The 14,751-nt window shown below is 72.9% G+C and carries 15 protein-coding genes; 13 read left to right on the top strand and 2 right to left on the bottom strand.

The annotated features are described in order from the left end of the window. Nucleotides 1-236: 236 nt before the first annotated feature. The 10 genes from ACWGN5_RS40410 (at nt 237) to ACWGN5_RS40455 (ending at nt 11,330) form a co-directional block, all read left to right on the top strand. Nucleotides 237-2,222 carry an NB-ARC domain-containing protein gene (locus ACWGN5_RS40410; protein WP_453523587.1) on the top strand — a complete coding sequence of 662 codons (1,986 nt, stop codon included), beginning with the start codon at nt 237-239 and terminating at the stop codon, nt 2,220-2,222. A gap of 146 nt (nt 2,223-2,368) precedes the next feature. Beyond that, on the top strand, nt 2,369-3,484 hold the full coding sequence (gene ald / locus ACWGN5_RS40415) for an alanine dehydrogenase (RefSeq protein ID WP_369143457.1): 1,116 nt from the start codon (nt 2,369-2,371) through the stop codon (nt 3,482-3,484). 461 nt (nt 3,485-3,945) lie between these two features. Next, nucleotides 3,946-4,971: a ParA family protein gene (locus ACWGN5_RS40420; protein WP_030212665.1), complete on the top strand. Its 1,026-nt coding sequence runs from the start codon at nt 3,946-3,948 to the stop codon at nt 4,969-4,971. After that, nucleotides 4,968-5,462 carry a hypothetical protein gene (locus tag ACWGN5_RS40425; protein WP_453523620.1) on the top strand — a complete coding sequence of 165 codons (495 nt, stop codon included), beginning with the start codon at nt 4,968-4,970 and terminating at the stop codon, nt 5,460-5,462. Before ACWGN5_RS40420 ends, ACWGN5_RS40425 begins: the two co-directional genes overlap by 4 nt. Nucleotides 5,463-5,509: 47 nt before the next feature. After that, nucleotides 5,510-6,553 carry a segregation and condensation protein A gene (locus tag ACWGN5_RS40430; protein ID WP_453523590.1) on the top strand — a complete coding sequence of 348 codons (1,044 nt, stop codon included), beginning with the start codon at nt 5,510-5,512 and terminating at the stop codon, nt 6,551-6,553. After that, complete coding sequence (gene scpB, locus ACWGN5_RS40435) at nt 6,550-7,143, top strand: SMC-Scp complex subunit ScpB (protein WP_041128513.1); 594 nt, start codon at nt 6,550-6,552, stop codon at nt 7,141-7,143. Before ACWGN5_RS40430 ends, scpB begins: the two co-directional genes overlap by 4 nt. Further along, the gene (locus ACWGN5_RS40440; protein ID WP_453523594.1) at nt 7,143-8,363 is read left to right on the top strand and encodes a pseudouridine synthase; all 1,221 of its coding nucleotides are present in this window, start codon (nt 7,143-7,145) and stop codon (nt 8,361-8,363) included. Before scpB ends, ACWGN5_RS40440 begins: the two co-directional genes overlap by 1 nt. Nucleotides 8,364-8,611: 248 nt before the next feature. Next, entirely contained in the window at nt 8,612-9,577 is a 966-nt protein-coding gene (locus tag ACWGN5_RS40445) for an AAA family ATPase (protein WP_453523597.1), read from the top strand. After that, a complete protein-coding gene (locus ACWGN5_RS40450) occupies nt 9,574-10,311 on the top strand; it encodes an NUDIX hydrolase (RefSeq protein ID WP_453523600.1) in 738 nt (245 codons plus the stop codon). The genes ACWGN5_RS40445 and ACWGN5_RS40450 overlap by 4 nt, the downstream gene beginning before the upstream one ends. Further along, nucleotides 10,308-11,330, top strand: a complete 1,023-nt coding sequence (locus ACWGN5_RS40455) for an ADP-ribosylglycohydrolase family protein (RefSeq protein WP_453523602.1) — start codon at nt 10,308-10,310, stop codon at nt 11,328-11,330. The genes ACWGN5_RS40450 and ACWGN5_RS40455 overlap by 4 nt, the downstream gene beginning before the upstream one ends. A 22-nt stretch (nt 11,331-11,352) precedes the next feature. Here ACWGN5_RS40455 and ACWGN5_RS40460 read toward each other — a convergent pair whose 3' ends face one another. Both ACWGN5_RS40460 and ACWGN5_RS40465 read right to left on the bottom strand, forming a co-directional pair. Then, on the bottom strand, nt 11,353-12,042 hold the full coding sequence (locus ACWGN5_RS40460) for a nucleotidyltransferase domain-containing protein (RefSeq protein WP_453523605.1): 690 nt from the start codon (nt 12,040-12,042) through the stop codon (nt 11,353-11,355). A 10-nt stretch (nt 12,043-12,052) separates the two neighbouring features. Beyond that, entirely contained in the window at nt 12,053-12,556 is a 504-nt protein-coding gene (locus ACWGN5_RS40465) for a Rieske (2Fe-2S) protein (RefSeq protein WP_453523609.1), read from the bottom strand. Nucleotides 12,557-12,691: 135 nt separating this feature from the next. Here ACWGN5_RS40465 and ACWGN5_RS40470 point away from each other — a divergent pair, with 135 nt between their 5' ends. From ACWGN5_RS40470 to ACWGN5_RS40480, 3 genes are all read left to right on the top strand, one after another. Further along, nucleotides 12,692-13,114: a YidB family protein gene (locus tag ACWGN5_RS40470; RefSeq protein WP_453523612.1), complete on the top strand. Its 423-nt coding sequence runs from the start codon at nt 12,692-12,694 to the stop codon at nt 13,112-13,114. 118 nt (nt 13,115-13,232) lie between these two features. After that, on the top strand, nt 13,233-13,601 hold the full coding sequence (gene aroH, locus ACWGN5_RS40475) for a chorismate mutase (RefSeq protein ID WP_453523615.1): 369 nt from the start codon (nt 13,233-13,235) through the stop codon (nt 13,599-13,601). Then, nucleotides 13,598-14,686: a prephenate dehydrogenase gene (locus ACWGN5_RS40480; RefSeq protein WP_453523618.1), complete on the top strand. Its 1,089-nt coding sequence runs from the start codon at nt 13,598-13,600 to the stop codon at nt 14,684-14,686. Before aroH ends, ACWGN5_RS40480 begins: the two co-directional genes overlap by 4 nt. Nucleotides 14,687-14,751: the final 65 nt, after the last annotated feature.

The raw sequence follows: 14,751 nt of genomic DNA on the forward strand, positions 1-14,751 counted from the left end.
GCCGCTGGAGGGCGCCGTTCCGTTGTGCCCACCCGTTCCGCCCCAGCGGAACGATTGCCCACAACGGCGGGGCGCCGGCCCACAACGGGGGTGGTGTGAAGATCTGCTGATCCGATCGGGGGAACTGTCCGCGCTGCTCCGCCGGGTCCGCCTCCCGGCCTGAACTACGCTCGGAATCGCCCGTGCGGAGCCCCCCGCGGGATCGGCTCGTGCGCAGGTGGACGGGAGCGTGGCCCGTGACGGATCAGGCTGTGGCGGCGGCCGGCAGCCGGCAGTTCTTCGGCCGGCAGCGGGAGTTGAAGGCCCTGCGCGCCGACATCGAGCGGACCGGCCTCGACACCCTCACCGGCCGCAAGGCGCCCCGCGCCCGGGTCCTGCTCATCGCCGGAAAGCCTGGTTCCGGACGGACGGCCCTCGCCGAGGAGTTGGCCGCCGGGCTCGCCGACCGCTACCCCGACGGGGTCTTCCGCGCCCGGCTCACCGAGCCGGGCGGCGAGCCCGTCCCCACCGCGCGCGTCGCCCAGGAGCTCCTCGCCGCCCTGGGGGTCGCCGAACCCCCGGGGGCCGGTGAGGACGAGCTGACCGAGCTCGTCAGGGGTGCGCTCGCGGACCGTCGGGCCGTACTCCTCCTGGATGACGCCGTCGACGCCGAGCAGGCCGATCCCCTCATCCCCGACAACCCCGACGCCCTGGTCGTCGGGGTCGCCCGGGGGCCGCTCACCGGCATCCCGGACGTCCGGCCCTGCACCCTCGGCGGGCTCGACCCCAAGTCGGCCATCGAGCTGCTGACCGCCTTCACCGGCTCCGTCCGCGTCACCGTCGACCCGCAGGCCGCCGAGACCCTCGTCGAGGAGTGCGGGGGGCTGCCCGCCGCCGTCGTGCTCGCCGGCGGCTGGCTCTCCAGCCGGCCCAAGGCCTCGGTCGCCGATCTCGCCAAGCGGCTGCGCGGGCTGAGCGGCGATCCCCTCACCCGGACCTTCCTGCTCGCGCACGAGGCGCTGCCCGCCACCGCCGCCCGGATACTGCGATTCCTCGCCCTGGCCCCGCTGGGCCGGGCCGACGCCCACACCGCCTCCGCCCTGGCCGGCTGCTCGGTCTCCGCGGCCGCGACCACCCTCGCCGACTTCGCGGCCCTGGGGCTCGTCTCGGCCGGTGAGGACGGACAGTACGAGGTGCGGGCGCATCTCGTCCCCCTCCTTCGCGCTCAGCTGGAGGAGCGCGACCGGCCCGCCGAGGTGCAGCTCGCCCGGGCCAGGATGCTGGAGCGGACCGTACGGCTCCTCCAGTCCTGCCGTGCGGTCACCGAGCCCGAGGGCTCGCCCGCCCGCCGGAAGCTGGCCGGGCTGCCGCGGGCCCTGCGTTTCCCGAGCGCGGCCGCGGGGGCCGCCTGGCTGGACTCCCGGCAGGCCGTGCTCCTGGCCTCCGCCCGGCTCGCCGTCGCCGACGGGGAGCTCGACACCCTCGCCCGCCGGCTCGTCGCCTCGCTCGTCAGGGCGCTCGCGGCGCACCGGGGCGCCGAGGCCGCCGCCCCCGAGCTGTACGGCCTGCACCGGCTGGTCCTGGACGTGGCCGAGCGGCGCGGGCTGCACCGCGAGCGGGCCGCGGCCCTGCTGAACCTGGCCGATCTGGATGCGAGGACCGGCAGGACGAAGGACGCTCTGCTGCGATATCGGTCGGCTTTGGATGCCGGACGCAAAGCAAATGACCCGTACGCGACCGGTCGCGCAATGGAATCCGTAGGTGGCTCGTATCAGGAGCTGGGGGACTGGCAGCGGGCCGGCGACTGGTACGGGCGGGCGCTTGCCCAGCGCCTGGCCCGGGACGAGCGCGCCGACCAGGCCCGGCTGTACGCCCGCCTCGGAGCCGTACAGACCTATGCGGGGCGGTACGGGGAGGCCCTGCGGAGCTGGCGGGCCGCCGCGGCCGGGTACCGGAGGCTCTCCGATCTCCCGGGCTACGCACGGGCGTTGAGCGAGGCGGCCCGGGTCCAGGAGTACGCCGGGCGGCCCGATGAATCCCTGCGGACCTGCGAGGAGGCGGTGGAGTGGGCCCGCCGGGCCCAGGACACGCGGCTGCAGGCCGCGCTCCAGCTGCGGCTCGCCGACACCCTCGACCGGCTCGGCGACCCCGCGGCGGCCGGGCTGCACCGGTCCGCGGCCGAGAGACTCCTGGAAACGGAACCATCAGCCTACGAAATCCGCAGTGGCTCCGGCGAAGATTAGTACTTTGAAAGGCTAGACAGCGGGAACTCCTTCATTAGACTGGGTGCGCCGCGTTCGAACGTGGTCTGCCCCGGTGCGCCGCAGTGCATCCGGGTATGTATCGCAGTGCCCCAGTTATCCCCCTGATTCAAGGACCGTGATCGACGATGAAGGTCGGCATCCCCCGCGAGGTCAAGAACAACGAGTTCCGCGTGGCCATCACCCCTGCCGGTGTCCACGAGCTCGTCCGCAACGGCCACCAGGTCTTCATCGAGCAGAACGCCGGTGTCGGCTCCTCGATCACGGACGAGGAGTACGTCGCCGCCGGCGCCGAGATCCTCGCCACCGCCGACGAGGTCTGGGCCACGGCCGACCTGCTGCTCAAGGTCAAGGAGCCCATCGCGGAGGAGTACCACCGCCTCCGCAAGGACCAGACCCTCTTCACCTACCTGCACCTCGCCGCCTCCAAGGAGTGCACGGACGCGCTCCTGGAGTCCGGCACCACCGCCATCGCGTACGAGACGGTCGAGACCGCGAACCGCGCGCTCCCGCTGCTCGCCCCGATGTCCGAGGTCGCGGGCCGCCTGGCCCCGCAGGTCGGCGCCTACCACCTGATGCGCTCCGTCGGCGGCCGCGGTGTCCTCCCCGGCGGCGTCCCCGGCACCCACGCCGGCGAGTGCGTCGTCATCGGCGGCGGCGTCTCCGGCTGGAACGCCACCCAGATCGCCGTCGGCATGGGCTTCCACGTGACCCTGCTCGACCGTGACATCAACAAGCTCCGCGAGGCCGACAAGATCTTCGGCACCAAGGTGAAGACGATCGTCTCCAACGCCTACGAGCTGGAGAAGGCCGTCGTCGAGGCCGACCTCGTCATCGGCGCCGTCCTCATCCCGGGCGCCAAGGCCCCGAAGCTGGTCACCAACGAGCTCGTCGCCAAGATGAAGCCCGGAAGTGTCCTTGTCGACATTGCGATCGACCAGGGCGGCTGCTTCGAGGACTCCCACCCGACCACCCACGCCGAGCCGACCTTCCAGGTCCACAACTCGGTCTTCTACTGCGTCGCCAACATGCCGGGCGCGGTTCCGAACACCTCCACCTACGCCCTCACCAACGCCACGCTGCCCTACATCGTGTCGCTGGCGAACAACGGCTGGGTCGAGGCGCTCCGCCGCGACGCCGCCCTCGGTCTGGGCCTCAACACCCATGACGGCAAGGTGGTTTACAAGGAGGTCGCCGAGGCGCACGGTCTCGAGCACGTCGAGCTGAGCAGCCTCCTGGCCTGACCCCTGAAGGCTCTTTGACGGAGGCCCCGTCAACGCGTGCCGTCAATATCACGCACCCGGCCGGACCTTGTTCGACAAGGTCCGGCCGGTCGTGTCTCCGGGGCTGCCAAAACGTTCGGTCAACTCGCCTCGAACGTAACCCTTTAACCGTTTCGCACACCCCTGAAACGTGTGGATGCATGCCTGCGCACCCTTGACAGAGACGTGTTCGGTTGCCGACACATCGGGCCGGGTCCGGCGGATTGTGTTGCTGCGGAGCGGTGACACGCCATAGAGTCGCCAACCGTCGGCATGGTGCCACGCTGACCTATCGATAAATGTTCCTGGTCACATCCAAGGAGGTAAGACGACTTGTGAATGAGTCGACATTTACTCCCGGGAGCGGTGCGCCAGGTGCCCCGATCGGCTCCGTCGCGGTGCGGACCTTCGCGACGCACCAGCCCATGACGAGTGCCCACACGATGAAGACGATGGACGGCCTACACGTGAACGCCACGGCCGGCAACGAGATGGGCCGAGAGTCCACCCACTTCGCCGCCTACGACGAGGTGCCCGAGGGGCACTTCTACGACCCCGACGCCGAGTACGAGCCCGACCCGGAGTACGCGGCCACCCTCGCACCCGACGCTGCCCGCCAGCGCCGCGAGCGGATCGGCCCCACCGGACGGCCCCTGCCGTACTTCCCGATCCCGGGTCCCCTGACCGACCACGGACCCGCGAAGATCATCGCGATGTGCAACCAGAAGGGCGGCGTCGGCAAGACCACGTCGACCATCAACCTGGGTGCCGCGCTCGCCGAGTACGGACGACGGGTGCTGCTCGTCGACTTCGACCCGCAGGGAGCCCTGTCGGTCGGCCTCGGCGTGAACCCGATGGAGCTCGACCTCACCGTCTACAACCTGCTCATGGAGCGGGGCATGTCGGCGGACGAGGTGCTCCTCAAGACCGCCGTGCCCAACATGGACCTGCTGCCGAGCAACATCGACCTCTCGGCCGCCGAAGTCCAGTTGGTCAGCGAGGTCGCGCGCGAGTCCACGCTCCAGCGCGCCCTGAAGCCGCTGATGAACGACTACGACTACATCGTGATCGACTGTCAGCCCTCGCTCGGCCTGCTGACCGTGAACGCCCTGACGGCGGCTCACAAGGTCATCGTGCCGCTGGAATGCGAGTTCTTCGCGCTGCGCGGTGTCGCGCTGCTCACCGAGACCATCGAGAAGGTCCAGGAGCGGCTCAACCCCGAGCTGGAGCTCGACGGCATCCTCGCCACGATGTACGACTCCCGGACCGTGCACAGCCGTGAGGTCCTCGCGCGCGTCGTCGAGGCCTTCGACGACCACGTGTACCACACGGTCATCGGCCGTACGGTCCGCTTCCCGGAGACCACGGTCGCCGGCGAGCCCATCACCACGTACGCCTCCAACTCCGTGGGCGCCGCCGCCTACCGCCAGCTCGCCAGGGAGGTGCTCGCCCGGTGTCACGCCGAGTGAGTCTGCCCGGAGCCGACGAACTCTTCCGTACGACAGGGGGGACGGCGCTCCAGGCGTCCGCACCCCGCCGGGCGGTCCCGGCACCTGCGGCCGAGAGCGACCCGGCGGCGGCCGAGGGCTCCGCCGAGCACGCCCCGGCGGACTCCGAGGCCGCGGAGCCCCGCGCCCGGACGGTCGAGCCCGAGGCACCGGCCGCCAAGGCCGCGCCGACCGCCTCGGTGCCCGCCCCCGCGGCGGCGGCCCGCCGGCGCGGCGGCCGCACCGCGAACCGGCGGCCCAGCGGCCGCGAGCGCCACGACGAGAAGATCACGGTCTACGTCTCCGCCGAGGAGCTCATGGACCTGGAGCACGCCCGGCTCGTCCTGCGCGGCGAGCACGGTCTCGCCGTCGACCGGGGCCGGATCGTCCGGGAGGCCGTCGCGGTCGTCCTGGCGGACCTGGAGTCCCGCGGCGACGCGAGCATCCTCGTCCGCCGCCTGCGCGGCCGCTGACGGTAGCCTGCGGGCTGCCGTTCTCCTCGTTCCCCCTGGACCCCTCCGTGCACCACACCCCTGACGAAACGTCCCGCCCCCGCCGCCGCCTCCTGGGCCGCGGCCCGGGCGCGACGTCGGGGGAGCCGGTACCGGCCGTGCGGCCCGCACCCGACGAAACCTCCGAGGCCCTCCCACCGGCCGCGCCCGCGCCCGCGGGGGCGGCGGGGGAGGCCCCGGAGGTTTCCGTGCCTGCGGAGGCGGCGGGGGAGGCCCCGGAGGTTTCCGTGCCTGCGGAGGCGGCCGAGGGGCGGGACGGGCGGTTCACCGTGCGGCTCTCCAACTTCGAGGGCCCCTTCGATCTGCTCCTCCAGCTCATCACCAAGCACAAGCTCGACGTCACCGAGGTCGCCCTCTCCCAGGTCACCGACGAGTTCATGGCCCACCTGCGGGCCCTCGGGCCCGACGGGGACCTCGACCAGACCACCGAGTTCCTCGTCGTCGCCGCCACCCTGCTCGACCTCAAGGCCGCCCGGCTGCTCCCCGCCGCCGAGGTGGAGGACGAGGCCGACCTCGCCCTCCTGGAGGCCCGCGACCTGCTCTTCGCCCGGCTCCTCCAGTACCGCGCGTACAAACAGATCGCCGCGATCTTCGAGGAACGCTGGGAGGCCGAGGGCCGCCGCCACCCCCGTACCGTCGGACTCGAACCGCACCACGCCGCGCTGCTCCCCGAGGTCGTCATCTCCCTCGGCGCCGAGGGCTTCGCCAAGCTGGCCGTCAAGGCCATGCAGCCCAAGCCCGAGCCCCAGGTGTACGTCGACCACATCCACGCCCCGCTCGTCAGCGTCCGCGACCAGGCCGCCGTGGTCGTCGCGCTGCTCCGCGAGCGCGGGACCGCCGTCTTCCGGGAGCTGATCGAGGACGCCGGCGACACCCTCACCGTCGTCGCCCGCTTCCTCGCCCTCCTGGAGCTCTACCGGGAGAAGGCCGTCGCCCTCGACCAGGAGACCGCCCTCGGCGACCTCACGGTCTCCTGGACCGGCGGCGAGACGGACCCCTCCGGGGCCGTCACCGACGAATTCGACCAGGAGGCCAGGGAGGCCACCGCATGAGCGACCTCAAGCCCGCCCTCGAAGCCGTCCTCATGGTCGTCGACGAGCCCGCCACCGAGGCCCACCTCGCCAAGGTCCTGGAGCGCACCCCGCGCGAGGTGGCCGACGCCCTGCACGAGCTGGCCGACGAGTACACCGCCCAGGGCCGCGGCTTCGAGCTGCGGCGGGTGGCCGGCGGCTGGCGCTACTACACCCGCGCCGCCTTCGCCCCGGCCGTCGAGGCCTTCGTCCTGGAGGGGCAGCAGGCCCGCCTCACCCAGGCGGCCCTGGAGACCCTGGCGGTGGTCGCGTACCGCCAGCCGGTCAGCCGTTCCCGCGTCTCCGCCGTACGAGGAGTGAACTGCGACGGGGTCATGCGCACCCTCCTCCAGCGGGGTCTCGTGGAGGAGGCGGGCGCGGAACCCGAAACAGGTGCGATCCTGTACAGGACGACGAACTACTTCCTGGAGCGGATGGGCCTGCGCGGCCTGGACGAACTCCCCGAGCTCGCCCCCTTCCTCCCCGAGGCCGAGGCGGTCGAGCCGGACTCCCTGGAAGGCGTCCCGTCGTTCGACCCGGACGCAGACGTAGACGACAAGACGGAACTTTGATGCGAAGCAGCAGCGGCAGGAACAGCAGCGGAAACAACGGCGGGAGCCGTGGTGGCAACAGCGGCGGCCGCGGCGGCAGCGGCGGCGGCCGCGGCAACAGCGGCGGTGGCGGCGGGCGCGGGAACTACCGCGGCGCCGGCAACGGCCGCGACGACCGGCAGGGCCAGGGCGGCGGACGTCCCGGCCAGGGCGGCGGGCGTCCGGGCCAGGGCGGCGGCGGCCGGTCGAGCGGCTCCGCCAGCCCGCGCAAGGCGCGCCCGGAGGAGCGCACCTACGACGAGCGCTACAGCCCCTCATCGGACGCCCCCAAGCGCGGGCGCGGCACGGCCGCGCGCGGCGGCGCCAAGGGCGGCCCCCGGCAGTCCCCGCAGCGCGGCGGCGGCCGTACGGCGCCCGCCCGCTCGCGCGAGTACGACGCCCGTACCGAGGAGCGCAACCGGGAGCGGTACGCCGGCAAGCCCGAGATCAAGACCCCCAAGACCTTCCCCGGCGCCGAGCAGGAGGGCGAGCGGCTGCAGAAGGTCCTCGCCCGCGCCGGCATGGGCTCGCGCCGCGCCTGCGAGGAGCTCATCGAGCAGGCCCGCGTCGAGGTCAACGGCGAGATCGTCCTCGAGCAGGGCATGCGCGTCGACCCGGAGAAGGACGAGATCAAGGTGGACGGCCTGACCGTCGCCACCCAGTCGTACCTGTTCTTCGCGCTGAACAAGCCGTCCGGCGTCGTCTCCACCATGGAGGACCCGGACGGCCGCCAGTGCCTCGGCGACTACGTCACCAACCGCGAGACCCGGCTGTTCCACGTCGGCCGGCTCGACACGGAGACCGAGGGCATCATCCTGCTCACCAACCACGGCGAGCTGGCCCACCGCCTCACGCACCCGAAGTACGGCGTGAAGAAGACCTACCTGGCCGCCATCACCGGCCCGCTGCCCCGCGAGGTCGGCCGGCGCCTCAAGGACGGCATCCAGCTGGAGGACGGCTACGCGCGCGCCGACCACTTCCGCGTCGTCGAGCAGACCGGCAAGAACTACCTGGTCGAGGTCACCCTCCACGAGGGCCGCAAGCACATCGTGCGCCGGATGCTCGCCGAGGCGGGCTTCCCGGTCGAGAAGCTGGTCCGCACCGCCTTCGGCCCGATCGCCCTGGGTGACCAGAAGTCGGGCTGGCTGCGCCGCCTGACCAACACGGAGGTCGGCATGCTGATGAAGGAAGTCGGCATGTAAGGCCCCTGCCGTACCGAGAAGCCCGTGACCGCCCGGCGGTCACGGGCTTCTTCGTGTCCGGTGAGGCTTGTGGGCGGCGCCCGCGACGCTTTATAGTCAAGGTGACTCTTAAAGAGATCGGAGGTGAGCCCCGCCGTGAACAGCCGGTGGACCTGGGCCCACGGGGGTGGACCAGGTCTCGACGTCCCGCCGATGCGCCGTAGCACGCGCGTCGAAGGGACCGGTCTGCGCGCGGCGGGGATCACGCCATGAAGCGTTACGGCCACGGCCTCGTCCCCGGCAGGTTCCACCCGCCGCACGCCGGCCACCACCACCTCGTCCGCACCGCGCGCGACCGCTGCGAGCGCCTCACCGTGCTCGTCCGCGGCTCCTCCGCGGACACCCTCCCGCTGGAGGACCGGGTCGGCTGGATGCGCGAGATCCACCCCGACGTGCTCGTCCTCGGCGGCGACCAGTACACCGGCCCCGAGCGGGTCGACGCCGTCTTCGCCTCGGAGCCGTACGAGGACGACCTCGGCCCCCTCCCCGGCGCCGAGACCGTCCACGTCGACCCGGTCCACCCCTTCACCGACGCCGCCGTCCGCCAGGACCCCGCCGCCCACTGGGACTTCCTGGAGCCGCCGGTACGCGCCGCGCTCACCCGGCGGGTCGTCGTCCTCGGCGCCGAGTCCACCGGCACCACGACCCTGGCCCACGCCCTCGCCGACCACTACCGGCGCCGCGGCGGCGTCTGGGCCCGCACCCGCTGCGTACCGGAGTACGAGGGCGAGTTCGGCGCACACGAACCGGCCCCGCGCTCCTCCGACTTCCCCGTCATCGCCCAGCGTCAGGCCGAACGGGAGGAGGAGGCCGCCCGGGACGGCTCGCCCCTCCTCGTCTGCGACACCGACGCCTTCGCCGCCACCATCTGGCACGAGCGCTACACGGGCACCACCAGCCCCGCCACCGGCGAGATCGCCGCCCACGGCCGCCAGCACCTCTGGCTGCTCACCGACCACCGGGGCATCACCGTCGAGGACGGCGGTCCGCCCTACGGGGAGCAGCTGCGGCCCTGGATGACCGCGCGCTTCCTCACCCAGCTCGCGCGCACCGGCCGCCGCACGGTCGTCCTCACCGGCCCCCACGAGGAACGGCTCGCGACCGCCGTCGCCGCCGTCGACGCACTGCTCGCCGAGGGCCCGCACCTCACCGACACCCCGCCGGAGCGCCGATGACCGCCCACCGGGCCCCCGAGGGCTACGACCCGTACGCCTTCGTGCCGTTCGCCGTCACCGTGGACCTCGCCGTCCTCACGATCCGCGAGGAACGCCTGCACGTCCTGCTCGTCGAGCGCGGCCAGGAGCCGTACGCCGGATCCTGGGCCCTGCCCGGCGGATTCGTCCTGCCCCGCGAATCCGCCGAACGGGCCGCCCGCCGCGAACTCGCCGAGGAGACCGGACTCTCCGAGACCACCGTCGCCGGCCTCCACCTCGAACAGCTCCGCACCTACACCGAACCGGACCGCGACCCGAGGATGCGGGTCGTCTCCGTCGCCTTCACCGCGCTCGTACCGGACCCCCCGGAACCGCGCGGCGGCGGCGACGCGGCCCAGGCCCGCTGGATCCCGTACGGGACGCACGGCGGGCTCGCCTTCGACCACGACCGGATCCTCGCCGACGCCCACGAACGGGTCGGCGCCAAGCTGGAGTACACCTGCCTCGCGACCGCCTTCTGCCCGCCCGAGTTCACCCTCGGCGAGCTGCGGCAGGTCTACGAGACGGTCTGGGGCGTCGAGCTCGACCGCCCCAACTTCCGGCGCAAGGTCCTCACCACGCCCGGCTTCGTGCAGGCCGTGGAAGGGCCGCCGCGCCTCACCGGCGGACGGGGGAAACCGGCCGCTCTCTACCGGGCGGGCGGGGCCACGACCCTGCACCCGCCCCTCCTGCGACCGGAAGGACGAACAGCATGAACCTCGGACGCCACGCGACGAAGCAGGCCGCGACGGGATCCCTGATCGGGCTGGCGCTCGGCGACGCGCTGGGCCGGCCCACCGAGTTCAGCGACGTACCGCGGATCATCAGCTGGTACGGCCCCTGGCGGCAGATGGCGCTCCCCGAGAACGGCCGCGTCACCGACGACACCCAGATGACCCTCTCCTTCGCCCGCGGCATCCGCACGGCGATGGACCGGGGGGTGCTCGCCCCGCAGCAGCTCACCCAGCCGCTGCGGGAGGAGTACGTCGACTGGTACCGCTCGCCGGAGAACAACCGGGCCCCCGGCAACACCTGCCTGGCCGCCTGCCGTCTGCTGATGACCGACGTGGCCTGGCAGGACGCCAGCCAGATCCACTCCAAGGGCTGCGGCGCCAACATGCGGGTCGCGCCCATCGGGCTCGTCCCCGGGCTCAGCGAGGAGCAGCGGGCCGGTGCCGCGCAGCTCCAGTCGGGTCTGACCCACGGTCACCCCACCGCGCTCGCCGCCTCCGACCTCACCGCCCGCGCCGTGTACCTGCTCGCGCAGGGCGTGGACCCGGCCGGGCTCGTCGGGCAGCTGCGCTCGTACGCGTACGAGAACCGGTCCCGCTACCACGAGAACTGGCTCGGCGACCTGTGGACCCGCTCCCAGGACCCCAGCGCCCTCCACTTCATCCAGCGGGGCTGGGACGAGTGCCTGGCCGTCCTGGAGCGCCTGGACGCCGTCCAGCGCACGGCCGACCCGGAGCTCGACCCGTGCGAGTACACCGGTGACGCCTGGATCGCCGAGGAGGCCTTCGCGACGGGCCTGCTCTGCTTCCTGCTCTTCCCCGACGAGCCCCTCACCGCTCTCCGCCGCGCCGCCTGCACCCGCGGCGACTCCGACTCGATCGCCGCTCTCGCGGGCGCCTTCGCCGGCGCCCACCTCGGCGCGGACGCCTGGCCGAAGGAGTGGGAGGAGCGCGTCGAGTACCGCAGCGATCTGCTGACCTTCGGCGCGCTCTGGGACGCGTGAGGCCGCGCTCCGGACGCGTGAGCTAGAGCTCGTCCCGTGCCGAGGCGCGGCGGGCGCGGGTCAGGAAGTCCTGGATCCGGGGTTCGTCCGGGGTGTCGGGGAGAGGGGTCGTGTCGTGGGCGCGGTCGGCCTCCTCCTGGAGGCGGTTCATCCAGGACTCGACCTCCTGCCAGGGCACCTCGCCGCGCTTGACCGCGAGGAGGCGGTCGCGGTCCTCGCCGACGTCGATGCGGAGCTCGCCCGTGCGCAGCAGGTCGCGGCAGCTGGTGAGGAGCCGCAGCAGGTGCATGGCGTGCTTCCAGCGCGGATGCCCGTACTGGCGGACGTCCGCGTCCAGCTTGCGGCGCTGGCCGCCCGCGTACCGCACGAAGGTCTGGTGGGCCCGGCGGGACAGGAAGGCCCCGCGCAGCGAGAGGAGCTCGCGGCCCCAGTCGTCCACGTGCTCGACGACGGGGGAGTGGAGGCACTCCAGGACGTTCGGGTTGTTGCGCAGGGCGAGCTCGCAGAAGCGTTCCAGCTCCCAGCTGAACTGCTCCTCGCCCGGGCCCTCCACATGGGCCGGGGGCTTGTCGAAGTGCCAGAAGAGCGGCGTCGGGGCGAGATAGACGCCCCGTACGTCCGTGTCGCTGTCCTCGGTCGCCAGACCGAAGGCGCGCGAGCCCATCACGCAGGAGTAGATCGTGTGCTCGCGCACCAGCTCGTCCGGAGTCATGCGGGGCAGATTACGCCAGGGTGATCGTTTCCCCCGAGACAATAATCCGCTCGGCCGGGAGGGGACGGGGCGCCGGTCCCGCCGCCACCGATCCGTCGGCGACGCGGTACTTGGAGCCGTGACAGGGGCAGTCGATCGTGCCGTCCGCGACCTTGTTCACCGTGCAGCCCTGATGGGTGCAGATCGCCGAGAACGCCTTGAACTCGCCCGCCGCCGGCTGCGTCACCACCACCTTCTGCTCGGCGAAGACCGTGCCGCCGCCGACCGGGATCTCGGAGGTCCTGGCCAGGGGTGCGGGGCCGCTGGACGTGGCCGTGGCGGAGGCGGTGGTCGGAGCCGGTGCGCTGGCGGCCGTGCTGGCGGCGGTGGTCGGGGCCGGTTCGCTCGCGGCCGTGGCGGTGGCACTCGTACCGCCGTCACCGCCGGTGTCACCGCCGCCGTCCGAGCCGCAGGCCGTCGTCAGGGCCGCCGCCGCGAACAGGACGGTACGGCGGGTCGTGGAGCTTGAAGTCATGCCGCCAGCTTCGTCGCGCGGCGCCCGCGGGGCCCGCAACACGCCTGCCCGCGCCCGACGCCTACTCCGAGTGGCGGAACACCCCGGTTCGGGTGACATTGGGCGTGTTTCCGTACCGGACGAAAGGCAGGACCCATGGCCGGCAACGACCTCGGCAGTCTCCTCGGAAGCCTCCTCGGCAGCAGCGGCGGGCAGGGCGGCGGCAGCATCCTCGGCTCCCTCATGGGAGCCCTCGTGCAGGGCCAGGGCGGCAGCGGCGGCAACGGCTCGAACCCGCTCGGCGGGCTCCTGGACCTGCTCACCAGGTCCGGCCTCACCGACCAGACGCAGTCCTGGGTCGGCACCGGCCAGAACCAGGCCGTCAGCGGCGCCCAGATCGCCGAGGCCCTCCCGGACGACACCCTGCAGAAGGTCGCGGCGGACGCCGGCGTCAGCCCGCAGGAGGCCGCCGACGAGATCGCCCGGTCCCTGCCGCAGGCCGTCGACAAGCTGACCCCCGAAGGCTCGCTGCCCCAGGGTGCCTCCCTGGAGGAGATCATCCGCCGGCAGCAGCTCTGACCCCGTTCCGGACGCCCGCCCTCCGTCCGCTTCGTCTCGGAGGGCGGGCGGCGCGGGCACGTCGGCCCCGCCGCTGACTAGGCTGAACGGAGCACTGACGCAGGCGAAGGAGCACGACGTGGCGGTACGAGCGGTCCGAGGAGCCGTCCAGCTGGAGCGGGACGAGGCCGGACACATGCGCGAGCAGGTCGAGGAGCTGCTCACCGCCGTCCTCGAACGCAACGGGCTCACCGCCGACGACCTCATCAGCATCTGGTTCACGGCCACGCCCGATCTGCACAGCGACTTCCCCGCCGCCGCGGCCCGGCACCTCGGGATCGGCATGGCGGACGTACCCCTGCTCTGCGCACAGGAACTCGACATCGAGGGTGCGATGCCGAGGGTCGTCCGGCTCCTCGCCCACGTCGAGACCGAACTGCCCAAGTCCCGGATCGCGCACGTCTACCTCGGCGCCGCGGCCGCCCTGCGCAAGGACATCGCCCAGTGAGAACAGCGCTCGTCATCGGTACCGGCCTGATCGGCACCTCCGCCGCCCTCGCCCTCGCGGGCCGGGGCGTCACCGTCCACCTGCGCGACCACGACCCGGCGCGGGCCCGCACCGCCGCCGCGCTCGGCGCGGGCACCGACGAGGCGCCCGAAGGACCCGTGGACCTCGCCATCGTCGCCGTACCGCCGGCGCACGTGGCCGCCACCCTCGCCGAGGCCATGAAGACCGGCCTCGCCCGCGGCTACCTGGACGTGGCGAGCGTCAAGGGCGGGCCGAAGCGGGAGCTGGAGGCGCTGGGCCTCGACCTCACCGCGTACATCGGCACGCACCCCATGTCCGGCAAGGAGCGCTCGGGGCCGCTCGCCGCCACCGCCGACCTCTTCGAGGGCAGGCCCTGGGTCCTCACGCCGACCCGGGACACCGACACCGAGGTCCTCAACCTCGCCCTCGAGCTGGTCGCCCTGTGCCGGGCCGTCCCCGTCGTCATGGACGCCGACGCCCACGACCGGGCCGTGGCCCTCGTCTCCCACACCCCGCAGCTGGTGTCCTCGATGGTCGCCGCGCGCCTGGAGGAGGCCGACGAGTCCGCCGTACGGCTCTGTGGGCAGGGCATCCGCGACGTCACCCGGATCGCGGCCTCCGACCCGCGCATGTGGGTCGAGATCCTCTCCGCCAACCCCGGGCCCGTCGCCGACGTCCTCTCCGGCGTCGCCGCCGACCTCGACGAGACCGTGCGGGCGCTGCGGGCCCTGCAGTCCGCCTCCGTGGACGAGCGCCGCGACGGGGCGACGGGGGTCGAGGACGTGCTGCGGCGCGGGAACGCGGGGCGGGCCCGCGTGCCCGGCAAGCACGGTGCCGCCCCCGCGGTCTACGAGACCGTCGCCGTCCTCATCAGCGACCAGCCGGGCGAGCTGGCCCGCATCTTCGCCGACGCGGGGCGGGCGGGGGTCAACATCGAGGACGTCCGCATCGAGCATGCGACGGGGCAGCAGGCGGGTCTGGTGCAGCTGATGGTGGAACCTTCGGCGGCGGGGGCGCTGGGGGCGGCCCTGCAGGAACGAGGCTGGTCCCTCCGCACGAGCTGATCCCACCCCGTTGTGGGCAATCGTTCCGCTGGGGCGGAACGGGTGGGCACAACGGAACGGCGCCC

Source organism: Streptomyces sp. NPDC055815 (genome assembly GCF_053616475.1).